This is a genomic window from Pseudochrobactrum sp. Wa41.01b-1 (genome assembly GCF_019464455.1).
GTDB lineage: Bacteria > Pseudomonadota > Alphaproteobacteria > Rhizobiales > Rhizobiaceae > Pseudochrobactrum > Pseudochrobactrum saccharolyticum.
Genome location: NZ_CP080493.1, coordinates 955190 through 968781 on the forward strand (window position 1 = coordinate 955190; position 13592 = coordinate 968781).

The window sequence follows — 13592 nt, forward strand, 5'->3', positions numbered from 1 at the left end:
CAAATGAGTGATGTGGAATCAATCAGCAGACATCCGCCCTTAAAAGACGGAATTCCGGTGATGACTTGTGTGACCACACCAACAACAAAAGGGTGTCATCTGATAGATGAAATGGAAAGATTACATCTGGCCGACAATCGGCATCGGCGCGGTTATTGTATCCGTATGGCTTCTGTATAATGAACTGCGCAGCATTTCTCTTGAGGATGTAATTGACAGTCTCGCAGCGATTACCATGAAACAATGGCTGCTGAGTGCTTCCTGTGCATTGCTTTCCTATATGGCGCTGGCCGGTTACGACCGCATCGCGCTCAAGCATCTGCACAAAAAAATCTCATGGCTGTTTATCAGCCTGTGCTCTTTCACCGCTTATGCCCTGTCCCATAATATCGGTGCTTCGGTTATTTCCGGTGCGGTTGTCCGCTACCGTGCCTATTCATCCAAAGGCCTTTCCGGAGCGGAAGTTGCCGTTCTGGTCGGTTTCTGCTCTTTCACCTTTGCGCTCGGCACGCTGATCCTCAGTGCTATTGTTCTGCTCGTTGAGCCGGAGCTTCTCCAGCGTTTTAACAATGATATTCCTGAAAGCCTCGCTATAGCCGCCGGTATCGTCATTCTCGTGTTGGTTGCGCTTTATGTATTTGGCAGCTTCATGCAATTGCGGCCTTTGCGCATCGGCTCAAAATTCCAGCTATCCTATCCGCGCCTGTCCGTTGTGTCATGGCAGCTGCTGATCGGCCCTCTGGAACTGATCGGCGCCGCTGGCATCATCTATTTCGCTCTGCCTGAAGTGAACCATCCGGGCTTCCTGATTGTGCTGGGTATTTTCCTGATCTCGTTCTCAGCAGCTCTGATTTCCAATGCGCCGGGCGGTCTTGGCGTTCTGGAATTTCTGTTCATCACCGGCCTGCCAAATCTCAATCCGGCCGATGTGCTGGCGGCGCTGATTGTCTTCCGCCTGCTCTATCTGCTGATACCGTTCGGTATCTCTCTGATTGTTGTGCTGATTTTTGAGAAGAGTGAATTCTCCAAAAAGCGCAAAATACAAAATTAGAAAATATGATTGTAAAAACAGGGTGGCTATTAAAATAGCCACCCTATTTCATTTATTGAAGCACAACAGAAGATACATCAATATGCGGGGCGCCAAAGTTGTCGGCATCAACCTCCCCATAAATCTTCACTTTTGTTTTTTCATCAATTTTCCCAAGTGGCATTTCATCATCATCGACATCGATCCGGATTTGTGATGTCCGGTCAGTGAAAAGATATTTTTCATGGGCGATTTTCTTTAAGATAAATCCCTCAAGCACAACTCTCTGCTCATCGATAGGATTTTTTAAAATATCCGCAATAGATCGGCCTGATGAACTCGTTGATGGCCCCACATATTGGGCATAGGCTGTCGTGTTAAAAACTGAAGCAACTAATACAAATAAAACAGAAATAAATTTTCTTTTCATATAACTTTCCTATAAAATATAGCTCATCAAAATAACAATAAGCCATTGATATATAAGGATAATATTTTATATATTCAATATCGTTAAAATATAAAAAGCCGCGAAACTTAAGTTTCGCGGCTTTTTCGTTAAGGGATTACACTCTTACGAATGCGCCCAGTCCCAATAGAGTTTGCGGGCTTTCTGCGCAACCGGACCATAGCTCAGCTGCTTATCGTCAAAGCCGATCACCGGCACGACCTTGGAATGATTGCCGGTTGAGAAAATTTCATCGGCTTCACGGAAATCTTCAACCTTCAGCGTAGTTTCCGTTACAGACACACCATTATCACGCAGCAGACCGATCACGCGCTGGCGGGTAATACCGTTGAGGAATGTGCCGTTTGGCGCAGGTGTAAACACTTCACCATCGCGCACCATAAACACATTGGAAGATGCCAGTTCGGCCACATTACCCAGCATATCGCAAACCAGCGCATTACCGAAACCTTTGGCACGGGCTTCACGGATCATGCGGGCATTATTCGGATAGAGACAGGCAGCCTTGGCATCCAGCGGCATGGTCTCAATTGTCGGACGACGGAAACGCGTAGTGGTAATGGTGAAACCGGTTGGCTCACCCATCGGAATTTCTTCCAGACACAGCGCAAAATCCGTGCTTTCAGCAGCAGGAAGAACCACATTGGCTTCGCCCTCTTCCGCCCAGTACATCGGACGGATATAGACCGCAGCATTCTCGCCGAATTTTGTCATGCCCTGACGGCTCAGTTCCATGATTTCTTCAGGCGTATTCGTCGGTTTCAGGCCGAGTGCCTCAGCAGAGCGATTAACGCGTGCGCAATGGCGATCCAGATCAGGGATCACACCTTCAAAACCGCGTGCACCGTCAAAAACCAGCGAACCAAGCCATGTTGCCTGTGATGACGCGCCGAGAATGCGCACATCGCCTTCATGCCATTTGCCTTTATAAAATGTCCAGCTACGACCAATCTGGCCCATGTCACTTCTCCATATGCGAATCAAATTTGAAATCCGGCAGTCTGCTGCAAGCAAAATCCGGCCCGTGGCGACCAGCTGCATTTGTCCGTAACCGGCTGAGTTCATCAGCAATCTCCGGCAAGGTGGCAGCGTCAGCAACGCAGAACCACATTAAAATCCTCTCAGGGAAGTGCAACTCCCCAAAGATAAAAACTATTTTTTTAATTTATTCCGGTGCGCGGAAGCCTCAGTAAAATCAGCAGCCCATACATTTTAAACACAAAATCATTCCTAAAACGCATCAACTCCGCCATTTCCGGACTGTAATATATCTGTGTGACGTAAACGGAAGCCAGCCTTTTCAAGCCAAGGAAAACACACATCATTCTTACTGTGGTTTTATGATTTCAAGACCATTTCCCTGCAATGAGGCAGCAGAAATGCTTCATGCTCTTTGCGCAGGAGCTGCCGCAAAGGCTCTCATTCAACATTGTCACAATGCTAAATTAGTAGCTGCACTATGCGACATTAATTGTATGGCAACTGCACAATCAGCTATTGCCCCCCTGCATTTCCTATGGAAAACTTGTTGCAACAAATTTCATAACAATAAACTGTGGGGAATAATCAATGAAGCTTACGCATATTGCATTCACGGCCTGCACCATGCTCGGCGGTCTGGCTCTCGCAGCCGGTTCTGCTCAGGCACGCGACCTTACAGTTGTCTCCTGGGGCGGCAGCTATCAGGACGGACAGCGCGAAATTTATTTCAAACCTTTTGCCAAAGAGCTGGGCAAACCGGTTCTCGATGAGAGCTGGGATGGCGGCTACGGCGTTCTGCAAGCGAAAGTCAAAGCCGGCGAAACCAACTGGGACGTTGTGCAGGTTGAAGCTGAAGAGCTTGAGCTTGGTTGTGCCGACGGTATTTATGAAAATATCAATTGGGAACAGCTCGGCGGCAAAGATAAGTTCATTCCGGCAGCGGTTCATGATTGCGGCGTCGGCGCGATCGTCTGGTCTACCGGCATCGCCTATAACGGCGACACGATGAAAGATGCCCCGCAATCATGGGCTGATTTCTGGGACGTGAAGAAATTCCCGGGCAAACGCTCTTTGCGCAAAAGCGCCAAATATTCTCTTGAATTTGCGCTGATTGCTGACGGTGTTACTCCGAAAGATGTTTATGATGTGCTGGCATCGCCGGAAGGTGTGGATCGTGCCTTCAAAAAACTCGATGAAATCAAGCCGCATATTGTGTGGTGGGAAGCCGGTGCGCAGCCGGTACAGCTGCTCTCTTCCGGTGAAGTGGTAATGGCTTCGGTCTATAACGGCCGTATCAATGCACTCAACCGCACCGAGAACAAGAATTTCGGCTTTGTCTGGCCGGGCAGCATCTATGCCGTCGACAGCTGGGCAATCATGAAAGGCACGCCTTTCCCGAAAGAGTCGATGGATTTCATCGCTTTCGCCAGCAAGGCCGACAATCAGGCCAAACTACCTGAATATATCACCTATGGTCTGCCGAATATCGAAGCCGATAAATTCGTTGACGAAAAATACCGCAAAGACCTGCCGACCACACCGGCCAATATGACCGATGCAGCAGCCATTGGCGTGGAATTCTGGACAGATAATTCTGAAAGCCTGAACCAGCGTTTCAACGCATGGCTTGCCCAGTAAGCTGAAGTTAAAGACCGGCAATCATGTGACCGGTTATGCAGTTGTTCCGGAATTTGCATACCTTCCCCCGTAAGGATGCAAATTCTCCGGAACGGCTGCACTTCGCAGCTTAATTTTTCTGACTGCTAAGCAGTCATCTTTTTCCCCGACTGCTCGGCAGTCATTCGATTCAAAAGCGCATTTCCTGTTGCCGCCCCGCAGCAGACAACAGCAAACACTGTCCTGTTTGACTCCCGAAAACGGTCTGACGGTGCTTCGCTCCATTCGAGGTTTTACGCGTGAATAATCCCTTCATTCATTTTGACAAGGTGAGCAAAGCATTCGGCTCCCTGACAGTTGTCGATAATCTGGATTTAACCATCGGCAAAGGTGAGTTTGTCAGCATGCTCGGGCCTTCCGGTTCCGGCAAAACAACCTTGCTGATGTTGCTGGCCGGTTTTGAGCGCCCTACCGGCGGCACTGTCAGCGTGGACGGCAAACGCATCGATCAGCTCCCGCCGCATAAGCGCAATATGGGCGTGGTGTTTCAGAACTACGCATTGTTTCCCCATATGACCATTGCCGAAAACGTGGCTTTCCCGCTGAAAATGCGCGGGCTATCCAAGTCTGAAATGCAGGATCGTGTGAAGCGTGCATTGGATATGGTGCAGCTTGGCACCATGCTGGAACGCAAGCCGTCGCAGCTTTCCGGCGGTCAGCAACAGCGTGTTGCACTTGCGCGCGCGCTGGTTTTTGAACCCGAAGTGGTGCTGATGGACGAGCCGCTCGGCGCACTCGACAAGCAGTTGCGTGAGCGCATGCAGCTCGATATCCGCGAATTACATCACCGTCTCGGCCTGACCATCGTGTTTGTAACCCATGACCAGTCCGAAGCTCTGACTATGAGCGACCGCATTGCTGTGTTTAATCGCGGAAAGATTGAGCAAATCGGCACGCCATCCCAGATTTACGACCATCCTGCCACGCAATTTGTTGCGGAATTTATCGGTGAAACCAATCTGATCGACGGTAAAGTCTCCGGCATCCACAATGGCGAAACCCAGATCCGTCTGAACAATGGTCAGGATATCCGTGTAGACGCCGAAGCACCGTTCCATGCCGGTCAGGATATCCGCCTGTCGCTGCGGCCTGAGCGCGTGCGGCTGAATACAGAGGAAAGTGCCGCCAATCATCTGACAGCAACCGTCAGCGATATTGTATATCATGGCGACCATCTGCGCGTGGCACTGGACTTTGCAGGCCAGAGCCTTGTCACCAAGGCCGACCGCAGTTTCCATAATTTGAAAGCCGGCGATCCGGTTACCTTGTCTTTCCTGCCGGCGGATTGCTGGCCGATTGCAGTTCCTGCCCGTAATCCTCAGGTGGCGGCATGAATGAACTGCAACGACAACGGCTGAAATCTTTCGCACTGGTGGCACCGCTGGCTTTGTTCCTGCTGGTCTTTTTCATCATTCCATTGGTGACGATGATGAAGGAGGCCGTGTCCGATCCGGTGGCCGCCAAAGCCCTACCGCTCACGGCACAGGCTGTCAGCGACTGGAATCCGGAAGCACCGCCGACACCGGAAATGAAAGCCGCACTGGCGGAAGATATCCGCAACAATGATGATGCCCAGCTCTTCGGTGATCTTGTGCGCCGCCTCAACAGTGCGCAGCCCGGTTTCCGCACCTTGATGAGCAAAACCCGCAATCAGCTGACCAAGCTTGAAGAGCCGGTTGATTATGCACAGATTGATCTCGTCGCCATCGACAAGAAATGGGGCGAACAGCAATACTGGCAGGCCATTGCTTCAGCGGCTTCAACCACGCTGACAGACCGTAATCTGCTGGCAGCCGTGGATATGGAACGCGACATCTCCGGTGAAATCCGCTCTCTGCCATCGGATGCCTCTGCCAATGTCACCATTATGGTGCGCACCTTCATCACCGCGCTCAGCGTCACCATTGCCTGCATTCTGATAGGTATTCCGTTCGCTATGGTTGCAGCCTCTGTTGAAGGCTGGAAACGCCAGCTACTGCTCGGCGCGGTGCTGCTGCCACTCTGGACATCGCTGCTGGTGCGTACTGCTGCATGGTTCATCCTGTTGCAGGATCAGGGGCTGATTAATAATGCGCTGATCGCAATCGGCATTACCAGTGAACCACTGGCACTGATCTTCAACCGCACCGGCGTAATTATCGCCATGACCCATGTGCTGCTGCCCTTCATGGTGCTGCCGGTGTTCAGCGTGCTGATTGGCATTCCGAAAAATCTGATGCCAGCCGCCGCTTCACTCGGCGCACATCCGCTGCGTTCTTTCTTTCATGTGCTGTTACCATTGATTATGCGCGGCGTGGTCTCCGGCTCGTTGCTCGTCTTCATGACAGCGCTTGGCTATTACATCACCCCTGCTCTCATCGGCGGCGCTAAAGATCAGCTCATCAGCTCGGTCATCGCGTTCTACGCAATGGGCGCTGCAAACTGGGGCATGGCCGGTGCACTCGGCATGGTTCTGCTGATTGCAACCATTCTGCTCTATACGATCTATATGCGTCTCTCAACCGAGAAGGAGGTACGTTCATGAACGGCTTCAAACTCCTCAAACTTCTGTTTGGCGCAGCGGTGGTGTTTTTTCTGCTGGCACCGCTGGTGGCAATTCTGCCGCTGGCTTTCACCAGCGGGGCATTGCTCGGCTATCCGATGGAAGGCTATTCCACACGCTGGTTTCAGGAACTGGTGCAGGCGGACGCATGGCGGCGCTCAATCATCAACAGCCTGATCATCTCTGTCGGCACCACGGCACTTGCAACAGTGCTGGGCACCGTCGGAGCGCTGGGTCTGCGCGGCAATCAATATTCCTTTGTGTTCAACTCGATCAAAACAGTGTTCCTGCTGCCGATGGTCGTGCCTGCTGTGGTGCTCGGTGTGGGTATGCAGCTGATGTTTGCGCAATATGATCTGCTCAACTCCTATATCGGTGTGATTATCGCCCATACGGTTGTGGCAGTACCATTCGTGGTCATCAATGTGCTGGCTGTACTGCAAAGTGTTGACCGGCGCGTGGAACAGGCGGCTGCAAGTCTTGGTGCACCGCCCCATATAGTCCTGCAAAAAGTGACGCTGCCGCTGGCAAAACCCGGCATTATTTCCGGTGCGGTCTTTGCCTTTGCAACCTCGCTGGATGAAGTGGTGCTGACTTTGTTCGTGGCAGGTCCGAACCAGCGCACATTGGCACGGCAGATGTTCTCGACTATCCGCGAGAATATCAGTCCGGCCATTGCCGCCGCTGCTTTCGTCTTCATTGTCGGTACAATATTAATTGCGCTGGTGATGATCCTGACACAGCGCAAGGCAGCAGCACAGCCACAATAAAACAAACAATTACAAAAAGATAAAAGCCGCCTTTGAATCAATTTCAGAGGCGGCTTCTCTATTTTTTTAATCAACCTGTTTGCGTTCCAGCCAGACTTTCAGCACCAGTGTCAGCAGAGCCAGCACCGCCAGTGTTGAAGCGGCAGCAAATGCGCCAACTGTGTTTTGATCCTGAAACAACAGATCAACCTGTAAAGGCAGCGTATTGGTTTTACCGCGAATGGCGCCGGAGACAATCGATGTCGCGCCATACTCGCCCATAACCCGCGCATTACACAGCACGGCGCCATAGAGCAGTGCCCATTTGATATTCGGCAGTGTCACATAGAAGAAGGTCTGCAAACCACTGGCACCGAGCGACAATGCCGCCTCTTCATCCTCTCCGCCCTGCATTTCCATCAGCGGGATCAGCTCACGGGCAACAAAAGGACTGGTTACAAACAGGCTAACCAGAAAGATCGCCGGAATTGTGAACATGATCTTGATATCATAGCTCTCCAGCAAAGGCCCCAGCATCCCCTGCGCGCCATAGAGGAACAGATAGGCTGTACCGGCAATAATCGGCGATACAGAAAACGGAATCTCAATAAAGCTGATCAGCAAACGCCGCCCCGGAAAGCGGAACCGTGTTACCAGCCATGCGACGCAAACACCAAACGCCATATTGATCGGCACAACCACAATCGCCGTCAGCACAGTCAGCCATACCGCATGCATCGTATCCGGCTTGGTAATTTCTGCCCAGAAGCGCCCCATACCGCTGCCAAAGGCGGCAGAGAAAATCACCGCCATCGGAATGCCGAGCACAATCAGCGACAGCACTACGGCCAGCCCGATCAGGAAACGCCGCCCCCAAAGCCTGCGTCGAAACTGCGGTGAAGATTTTTCAGAAGCTAAAGCAGGAAAAGCCAAAATCGCCATATCAATTTCGCTCCGCATAGCGCAGCTGCCGTGCCTGCATCAGATTGGTTATCAGCAGCATGGCAAAAGCCATCAGCAACATCACCATCGCCAGAGCCGCCGCTGCCGGATATTCATATTCATCCAGCCGCACAAAAACGAGCAGCGAAGTCACTTCTGTTTTAAATGGAAGATTGGCAGAGATGAAAACAATCGCGCCAAACTCTCCCAAACCACGTGCAAAGGACAAAGCACTGCCCGCCAGAAATGCAGGCAGGATCATCGGCCAGATCACATGAGCAAAAACCTGCAACGGATTGGCACCTAGCGTCTCCGCCGCCTCTTCCACATCGTGATTCAAGTCTTCAAGAACCGGCTGTACTGTACGGATAACAAAGGGAATACTGGTAAAAGCCATAGCAATGACGATACCCGCAGGCGTATAGGCCAGATACAGGCCAAGCGGTTCAGTATATTGTCCGATCCAGCCATTCTTCGATAAAACGGTTACCAGCGCCAAACCGGCAACGGCGGTCGGCAATGCAAAAGGCAGATCAACGGCAGCATCCAGCAGACGCTTGCCCGGAAACTCATAGCGCACCAGCACCCATGCCATCAGCAGGCCAAACAGAGCATTGAACACCGTAGCGGCAGCTGAGGTGAGTATGGTCAGCTTGAATGTCGCCACAGCGCGCGGCGAACTGATAATCGCCCAGAAATCCGCAAAGCCAAGACTGGCTGTTTTCATAATCAGAGCAAAAAGCGGCAGAGCCACAATCACCGTCAGATAAAGCAGCGTACAGCCCATCGTAATACCAAAGCCCGGCATTACTGTTTTTCTGACTTTAAAGATTGGTCTTTTCATAACCGGTCTGCTCTGTATGGGATACGGGAAAAACCGGCGCGTCTTTGAGGACGCACCGGCTGTCATTTTCAGGTCACGTTATTTGCCCGTGAACAGTTGATCGAGAATACCGCCCTCGGCAAAATGCTCTTTGGTGACATTTGCCCAGCCGCCGAATTCATCTTCCACACGCACCAGTTTCACCTCAGGGAAATTGGTTTTGTGCTTTTCAATGGTTGCAGCATCATGCACACGGTTGAAATTGCTGGCGAGAATTTCCTGCCCCTGTGGTGCATAGAGGAAATCGAGATAGGCCTGAGCGATTTTGCGCGAGCCGCGCTTATCGACAACCTTATCAACGATTGTCACCGGAAACTCGGACAGCAGGCTGATTGGCGGCACCACGACTTCATACTTGTCTTTGCCAAGCAGCTTTTGCGTACCCAGCACTTCGGCTTCAAATGTCACCAGAACATCGCCAATACCGCGCTCGGTGAAAGTGGTAGTCGCACCGCGTCCGCCGGTATCAAACACCGGAACGTTCTTGAACAGCTTGGTAATGAAATCGCGAACCTTGGCATCGTCTTTATTGAAAGCTTCACGCGCATAGGCAGTTGCTGCCAGATAGGTATAGCGCGCATTGCCGGAGGTTTTCGGGTTCGGGAAAATCACCTGTACGTCTTCACGCACCAGATCATCCCAGTTTTTAATCTGCTTCGGATTGCCTGCACGCACGAGGAAAGCAGGGAGTGAATAATAAGGCGAGGAATTGTTCGGCAGACGGCTCTGCCAATCCGCAGGGATCAGATTGCCTTTGTCGTGCAGTACCTGCACATCAGTCACCTGATTAAAGGTCACGATATCGGCTTCCAGCCCTTCCAGAATAGAACGAGCCTGTTTGGAGGAACCGGCGTGAGACTGATTGACGGTGAGTGTTTCACCGGTCTGTTCTTTCCACACCGGAATAAAGGCTGTGTTGACCTGCTCATACAGCTCGCGGGCAATGTCATAAGAGACATTGAGGATTTCTTTCGAATCCTCAGCCTGTGCCGTAGTCAAAGAAGTTCCCAAACCGAGCACAAGCCCGGCCGCTAACAGAAGTTTTTTCATGAAATACCCGCCGCCTGTGTCTTTGCCTGAGGCAAATGATTGGAGTTATCTATAGCTCCAAAGATTAAGCAGCAGCGGCATGAAATCAATACTAAATTATTGATTTAAATAGATAATTTACTTTTAGAAACAAAATCAGAAATCTATGATACGTCAGAAAAAGAATGAGCAAGATTTTGCTAGCAACCATTCATATGACGCAATTTGATTTCCGGAACATGGTTGAAAAATCGCAGTTTGCGGAAGGTTTTACCAAATACCGCGGTGACGCCAGCAGCCGAATTTTTCGGATTGATCAGGTGCAAGGCGGCTTTGGCGTCGCCGTTCAATGGTCTTCTCGTCCTGAGAAATTTCCTGCCAGAATTTTTGAAACGCCTGACCGCGCTGTTTCATCATTCCCTTCAGAGACTGAAATAGAGCCATGAATAACACTCCTGTATCGTCAGATTGCCAGCGTTTCCCGAAAAGTGTGAAACGGTTTTCGGGTAAGATACGCGCAAAAACAAAGAGACAGAGCATTTCCTACGATCAAGATAAACTGAAAATGCTCCAGAATTAACATTCCGTTAATGTCTGCCAATACAGTGCTATTGTCAATAATCCCATTAATTTTATGTGATTTAAGATTGCTAATTTGGCGCTAAACAACAAAAAACCGCTGCATTGCTGCAGCGGTTTCTCTTTCAATATCAATAGAATGAAATCTTACCTGTTGCGGATTGTCTGAAGGCCGTCATTCCAGACTTTCAGCTCTGCCAGAACGGTCTTTGCACTGGCCTCAACCATTTCAGTCGCAACGAATTCGCCGTTCTCGTTCAGGAACTGCGGATAATTCGGCAGCGGAATACCTTCCGGCAGCGGCATCATACGCAATGTGCTCAGATGCGAACGGGCAACCTGAGCGGAGCGCAAACCGCCGGACACACCGCCATAGCTCATAATAGCTGCAGGCTTATAGTTCCATTCGGTATTGAGGAAGTTCACCGCATTGAAAAATTCAGCCGGCGGGGAATAGTTATATTCCGGAATCACAAAGACAAATGCATCACCGGCATCAATGAGCTTGCTCCATTTTTTGGTATGCTCATGCTCATATTTCTGCGCGCGCGGATGTGTGGATTCATCAAAAAACGGCAGTTTAACTTCAACCAGATCAACCAGCTCTGCATCGAAATCAGAATTTGCGGCTGCAAAATCATTAAACCATTTGGCAAATTTATCGCCATGACGCGCAGAACGTGTTGCACAAATGATTGTATAAAGCTTTGGCACGGATATTTCCTTTTTCAGCTGAAAAACAGACAGGCATAACTGCGCCCTCTTTTCAGCCACCTGTTAAAAGTGTTTCAGAAAAACTGCAAGTTATCTCCTGCGACACAGTGTTCACAGAATAGGACAATGCATTTTCATATAAAAACGCCGCATCAGATGATGCGGCGTTTCTTTCTTTTCAATCAGCCTGCTTAAAGATCATAAGCAGGCATAGCTGTGATTTTGACTTTGGCGATGTTACGGCGCTCCATGGTCAGAACCTCGAACTCGAAACCTTCGGCAGTGAATTTTTCACCACCTGTCGGAATATGTCCGAGATGCCAGAGAACAAAACCGGCCAGTGTCGTATAGCGGTCATCCTCATCCACAAGATCACGATCCAGAATACCACTCAGACGGCGGATATCTGTAAAGCCATCGACAATCCAGACACCGTCTTCAACGGTCTCGACGCTCGGAGCATCGCCATCTTCATCCGGAAACTCACCGGCAATGGCCTCAAGAATATCCGTCGGCGTTGCAACACCTTCGAAAGAACCATGCTCGTCGACGATAACCGCCATCTGCACCGGAGAACCGCGCAACTGCTCCATAACCCGCAGCACATTGCTGTGTTCATGAACAACCAGCGGCTGTTTCATGGCACGCTGCCAGTCAATCGGTGCGGAATCCGCCAGATAAAGCAGCAAGTCTTTTGTCAGCGCCACGCCGACAAATTCATCGACCTGACCACGGGCAAGAATAACACGCGAATGAGCAAACTGGCGCAATTCATTGCGAAGCTCTTCTTCACTCGCATCCAGATCCAGCCACTCCACCTCATTACGCGGCGTCATGATGGAGCGCACCGGACGATCAGCCAGATCCAGCACGCCACGGATCATTTCCTTCTCTTCCGGACGGAACACATCTGCCGCAGCAGTATGTTCTGCAATCACGTCAACAGTTTCCGACAGAGCATTATCGCTGCCGCGGCCACCGCCAAGAAGGCGCAGCACGGCACCGGCAGTGCGTTCACGCAAATCGTTGGTCGTCACGCGTTTTTCACGGTTGTGACGGCCGACCTGATTGGCGGCTTCGATCAGGATCGAGAAGCCGATTGCCGCATAGAGATAGCCCTTAGGCACGTGATAACCGAAGCCTTCAATCACCAGACTGAAACCGATCATCATCAGGAAGCCAAGACACAGGATAACCACGGTCGGATGCTTGTTGACGAATGTCATCAGCGGCTTGGAAGCAACCATCATCACTGCCATAGCAACAACGACAGCAATCATCATCACCGGCAGGTGCTGCACCATGCCCACAGCGGTAATCACGCTATCGAGCGAGAACACGGCATCAAGAACAACGATCTGGGCAATAACCTGCCAGAACACCGCATGAACCGGATTACCTTCCTTGACGGCATTTTCACCTTCAAGACGCTCATGGAGTTCCATCGTACCTTTGGCAAGCAGGAACACACCACCGACGATCATGATGATATCGCGGCCGGAGAAACCAAAAGAGAAAATGGTAAAGAGCGGCTGTGTAAGCGTTACGATCCACGAGATCGAGGCCAGCAAACCAAGGCGCATCAAAAGCGCAAGCGCAAGGCCGAGCAGTCGCGCTTTATTACGCTGGCTCGGTGGCAATTTACCGGCAAGAATAGAAATAAATACAAGATTGTCGATACCAAGAACAATCTCAAGAACAATCAGAGTAACCAAGCCTATCCAGGCATTGGGATCGGCAATCCATTCCATGGGTTGTCGTTTCCTAGAATTTCTGTTGCGGGATGCGGTTGCAAGCCTGTTTTTGGCCAGCCAAACGCGCAAGCACTGGTTCGGCACTGAATCCGGTTACCAAAAACCGTGTCAGTTCCGTTCCGCTACCGGTTTTGAAATCAGATAACCGGACATGCTTATTGGCGGTGTGATTTCCTGCTGATCGCACAGGATCAGATATCCCTTTTTTCAGAGCCGCTTCAGGCACCTGAAATAAGGTTTGAT

Annotated in this window: 13 protein-coding genes; 6 read left to right on the plus strand and 7 right to left on the minus strand. The window is 50.7% G+C overall.

Annotated elements, in window-relative coordinates:
• The first annotated feature begins 106 nt into the window (after window positions 1–106).
• On the plus strand, window positions 107–1051 hold the full coding sequence (locus K1X45_RS04540) for a YbhN family protein (RefSeq protein ID WP_220159939.1): 945 nt from the start codon (window positions 107–109) through the stop codon (window positions 1049–1051).
• A gap of 52 nt (window positions 1052–1103) precedes the next feature.
• On the opposite strand, the gene K1X45_RS04545 is transcribed toward K1X45_RS04540, so the two are convergent.
• Entirely contained in the window at window positions 1104–1460 is a 357-nt protein-coding gene (locus tag K1X45_RS04545) for a NirD/YgiW/YdeI family stress tolerance protein (protein WP_220159940.1), read from the minus strand.
• Between the two features lie 144 nt (window positions 1461–1604).
• The gene (locus tag K1X45_RS04550) at window positions 1605–2459 is read right to left on the minus strand and encodes a branched-chain amino acid aminotransferase (RefSeq protein ID WP_075656257.1); all 855 of its coding nucleotides are present in this window, start codon (window positions 2457–2459) and stop codon (window positions 1605–1607) included.
• 645 nt (window positions 2460–3104) lie between these two features.
• On the opposite strand from K1X45_RS04550, the gene K1X45_RS04555 reads away from it, so the two are divergent.
• The 4 genes from K1X45_RS04555 to K1X45_RS04570 all read left to right on the plus strand — a co-directional run bounded on the left by K1X45_RS04555 (window position 3105) and on the right by K1X45_RS04570 (window position 7469).
• Window positions 3105–4118: an ABC transporter substrate-binding protein gene (locus K1X45_RS04555; RefSeq protein WP_255561026.1), complete on the plus strand. Its 1014-nt coding sequence runs from the start codon at window positions 3105–3107 to the stop codon at window positions 4116–4118.
• A 278-nt stretch (window positions 4119–4396) separates the two neighbouring features.
• Window positions 4397–5491, plus strand: coding sequence for an ABC transporter ATP-binding protein (locus tag K1X45_RS04560; RefSeq protein ID WP_220159942.1), 1095 nt, complete (start codon window positions 4397–4399; stop codon window positions 5489–5491).
• Window positions 5488–6681, plus strand: coding sequence for an ABC transporter permease (locus K1X45_RS04565; protein ID WP_116087685.1), 1194 nt, complete (start codon window positions 5488–5490; stop codon window positions 6679–6681). The genes K1X45_RS04560 and K1X45_RS04565 overlap by 4 nt, the downstream gene beginning before the upstream one ends.
• Window positions 6678–7469 (plus strand): ABC transporter permease, encoded by a 792-nt coding sequence (locus tag K1X45_RS04570; protein WP_075656254.1) that lies wholly within the window; start codon window positions 6678–6680, stop codon window positions 7467–7469. The genes K1X45_RS04565 and K1X45_RS04570 overlap by 4 nt, the downstream gene beginning before the upstream one ends.
• A 66-nt stretch (window positions 7470–7535) precedes the next feature.
• On the opposite strand, the gene cysW is transcribed toward K1X45_RS04570, so the two are convergent.
• The 3 genes from cysW to cysP all read right to left on the minus strand — a co-directional run bounded on the left by cysW (window position 7536) and on the right by cysP (window position 10323).
• Window positions 7536–8408, minus strand: coding sequence for a sulfate ABC transporter permease subunit CysW (gene cysW / locus K1X45_RS04575; RefSeq protein ID WP_255560600.1), 873 nt, complete (start codon window positions 8406–8408; stop codon window positions 7536–7538).
• A complete protein-coding gene (gene cysT / locus K1X45_RS04580; protein ID WP_220159943.1) occupies window positions 8392–9234 on the minus strand; it encodes a sulfate ABC transporter permease subunit CysT in 843 nt (280 codons plus the stop codon). Before cysT ends, cysW begins: the two co-directional genes overlap by 17 nt.
• A 78-nt stretch (window positions 9235–9312) precedes the next feature.
• Window positions 9313–10323 (minus strand): thiosulfate ABC transporter substrate-binding protein CysP, encoded by a 1011-nt coding sequence (gene cysP / locus K1X45_RS04585; RefSeq protein ID WP_220159944.1) that lies wholly within the window; start codon window positions 10321–10323, stop codon window positions 9313–9315.
• A gap of 164 nt (window positions 10324–10487) precedes the next feature.
• Between cysP and K1X45_RS04590 the strand changes: the two genes are divergently transcribed.
• Window positions 10488–10748, plus strand: a complete 261-nt coding sequence (locus tag K1X45_RS04590) for a hypothetical protein (protein ID WP_220159945.1) — start codon at window positions 10488–10490, stop codon at window positions 10746–10748.
• Window positions 10749–11028: 280 nt separating this feature from the next.
• Here K1X45_RS04590 and K1X45_RS04595 read toward each other — a convergent pair whose 3' ends face one another.
• Both K1X45_RS04595 and K1X45_RS04600 read right to left on the minus strand, forming a co-directional pair.
• Window positions 11029–11595 carry an NADPH-dependent FMN reductase gene (locus tag K1X45_RS04595; protein ID WP_255560603.1) on the minus strand — a complete coding sequence of 189 codons (567 nt, stop codon included), beginning with the start codon at window positions 11593–11595 and terminating at the stop codon, window positions 11029–11031.
• A 191-nt stretch (window positions 11596–11786) separates the two neighbouring features.
• Window positions 11787–13346 carry a TerC family protein gene (locus tag K1X45_RS04600; RefSeq protein WP_220159946.1) on the minus strand — a complete coding sequence of 520 codons (1560 nt, stop codon included), beginning with the start codon at window positions 13344–13346 and terminating at the stop codon, window positions 11787–11789.
• Between the last annotated feature and the right edge of the window lie 246 nt (window positions 13347–13592).

Excerpts from the sequence above, each read along its gene's own strand:
- K1X45_RS04590 (WP_220159945.1), top strand. The coding sequence starts at position 10,488 with ATGAGCAAGATTTTGCTAGCAACCATTCATATGACGCAATTTGATTTC.
- cysP (WP_220159944.1), bottom strand. The coding sequence starts at position 10,323 with ATGAAAAAACTTCTGTTAGCGGCCGGGCTTGTGCTCGGTTTGGGAACT.
- cysT (WP_220159943.1), bottom strand. The coding sequence starts at position 9,234 with ATGAAAAGACCAATCTTTAAAGTCAGAAAAACAGTAATGCCGGGCTTT.
- K1X45_RS04550 (WP_075656257.1), bottom strand. The coding sequence starts at position 2,459 with ATGGGCCAGATTGGTCGTAGCTGGACATTTTATAAAGGCAAATGGCAT.
- cysW (WP_255560600.1), bottom strand. The coding sequence starts at position 8,408 with ATGCGGAGCGAAATTGATATGGCGATTTTGGCTTTTCCTGCTTTAGCT.
- K1X45_RS04600 (WP_220159946.1), bottom strand. The coding sequence starts at position 13,346 with ATGGAATGGATTGCCGATCCCAATGCCTGGATAGGCTTGGTTACTCTG.
- K1X45_RS04570 (WP_075656254.1), top strand. The coding sequence starts at position 6,678 with ATGAACGGCTTCAAACTCCTCAAACTTCTGTTTGGCGCAGCGGTGGTG.
- K1X45_RS04555 (WP_255561026.1), top strand. The coding sequence starts at position 3,105 with ATGCTCGGCGGTCTGGCTCTCGCAGCCGGTTCTGCTCAGGCACGCGAC.
- K1X45_RS04565 (WP_116087685.1), top strand. The coding sequence starts at position 5,488 with ATGAATGAACTGCAACGACAACGGCTGAAATCTTTCGCACTGGTGGCA.
- K1X45_RS04540 (WP_220159939.1), top strand. The coding sequence starts at position 107 with ATGAAATGGAAAGATTACATCTGGCCGACAATCGGCATCGGCGCGGTT.
- K1X45_RS04545 (WP_220159940.1), bottom strand. The coding sequence starts at position 1,460 with ATGAAAAGAAAATTTATTTCTGTTTTATTTGTATTAGTTGCTTCAGTT.